1 protein-coding gene and 1 pseudogene are annotated in these 1,701 nt (G+C 36.0%); both read left to right on the forward strand.

Annotation, left to right across the window (positions count from 1 at the left end):
• Nucleotides 1–151 precede the first annotated feature (151 nt).
• Complete coding sequence (locus AC1DJR_RS28885; RefSeq protein ID WP_002088040.1) at nt 152–1,018, forward strand: 2-oxoacid:ferredoxin oxidoreductase subunit beta; 867 nt, start codon at nt 152–154, stop codon at nt 1,016–1,018.
• A gap of 433 nt (nt 1,019–1,451) precedes the next feature.
• A pseudogene (locus tag AC1DJR_RS28890) lies at nt 1,452–1,701 on the forward strand (tRNA (N6-isopentenyl adenosine(37)-C2)-methylthiotransferase MiaB); the annotation flags it as partial.

Consider the following 1,701-nt stretch of genomic DNA (forward strand, 5'->3'; position numbering starts at 1 on the left):
GTAGTAGAAAACAATGCAACTGGTCAGCTTGCTAACATTATGAAAATGAATCTTGGCAATGGTGAGAAAATTTCTAGTCTTTTAAAATACGATGGAAATCCATTCTTGCCGAAAGAGATTTACAACGAATGTAAAAAAGGGGTTGTATTAAATGGCAACATTTAAGGACTTTCGTAACAGTGTAAAACCAAACTGGTGCCCAGGTTGCGGAGACTTCTCGGTGCAGGCTGCGATTCAGCGTGCGGCAGCTAACGTTGGTTTAAATCCAGATGAGCTAGCTGTTATTTCTGGTATCGGCTGTTCCGGTCGTATTTCAGGGTATATTAATTCATATGGTTTGCATAGTATTCACGGACGTGCTCTTCCAATTGCACAAGGTGTGAAAATGGCAAATCGTGATTTAACAGTTATTGCATCCGGTGGTGACGGTGATGGTTTTGCGATTGGTATGGGACATACAATCCATTCTATTCGTCGTAACATTGATATTACGTACATCGTAATGGATAACCAAATTTACGGATTAACAAAAGGTCAAACTTCACCACGTAGTGAAGCTGGATTTAAAACGAAAAGTACACCACAAGGTTCAATTGAACCATCACTAAATGTTATGGAAATGGCTTTAACAGCTGGTGCGACATTTGTGGCGCAAAGCTTTTCAAGTGATTTAAAAGAATTAACGCAAATTATTGAAGCTGGTATTAACCATAAAGGCTTTTCATTAATTAATGTATTTAGTCCATGTGTTACTTACAATAAAGTAAATACTTATGATTGGTTTAAAGAGAATTTAACGAAACTAAGTACAGTAGAAGGATATGATCCATCTAACCGCATGATGGCTATGCAAACATTAATGGAAAAGAACGGGTTAGTAACAGGTTTAATTTATCAAAACACAAAGCAGCCTTCTTACCAAGAGCTTGTAAAAGACTATAGTGAAAAACCTTTAGTGCAAGCTGATTTGAATATGGATCAGAAAATGTTTGATGAGCTTGTTGCTGAATTTATGTAATGATCGGAGAGAAGGTTGCCGCTTGGTAACCTTCTTTTTGAGTGAATAAAAATAATTAATAGATTTGTTTACTTAGAAAATTCAGAATGATAAAATAATATATAAATCGTTGTATAAAAATAGCATGTTCAATAACTGTGAAATGAAATATAGGATAAGAAGCCTTCTTCGTTAAAGTTGGCTAAAGGCTCTATACTATGATAATGTGTATAGGGATAAAGCAATATACTTTTGGGTAGGACAAGATGAAATAATAAAAAGGGAATGTCTATTTGTGTGGGGAAGACTTCATTCTTACGGATGATTAGATCGATTACTCAAGTTTCAAAGGGCAAGTTATCTCTCATGCTATCTAACATCATTGAGATGGGTCTAAGCGCATTAAAATGGACTACAGAGTGTGTGTATAGTTAAGGGTGAAAGGAGATTACCGATGAACGAGCAACAACGATTAGCAAGTCGACAAGCAAATTCCTCTACGAAAAAAGAAGAGAAAGATTATAGTAAATACTTTGAAAGTGTATACCAACCACCTTCCTTGAAATTGGCGAAAAAGCGTGGGAAAGAAGAAGTTAAAATTGAAAGAGATTTTGGCCTACCTGAAGAGTTTCGCGATTTTGGCGCAGGAAGAAAGTTTTACATTCGTACATATGGCTGTCAAATGAATGAGCATGATACAGAAG

This window comes from Bacillus sp. 05T31 (assembly GCF_056396725.1).

Excerpts from the sequence above, each read along its gene's own strand:
- AC1DJR_RS28885 (WP_002088040.1), top strand. The coding sequence starts at position 152 with ATGGCAACATTTAAGGACTTTCGTAACAGTGTAAAACCAAACTGGTGC.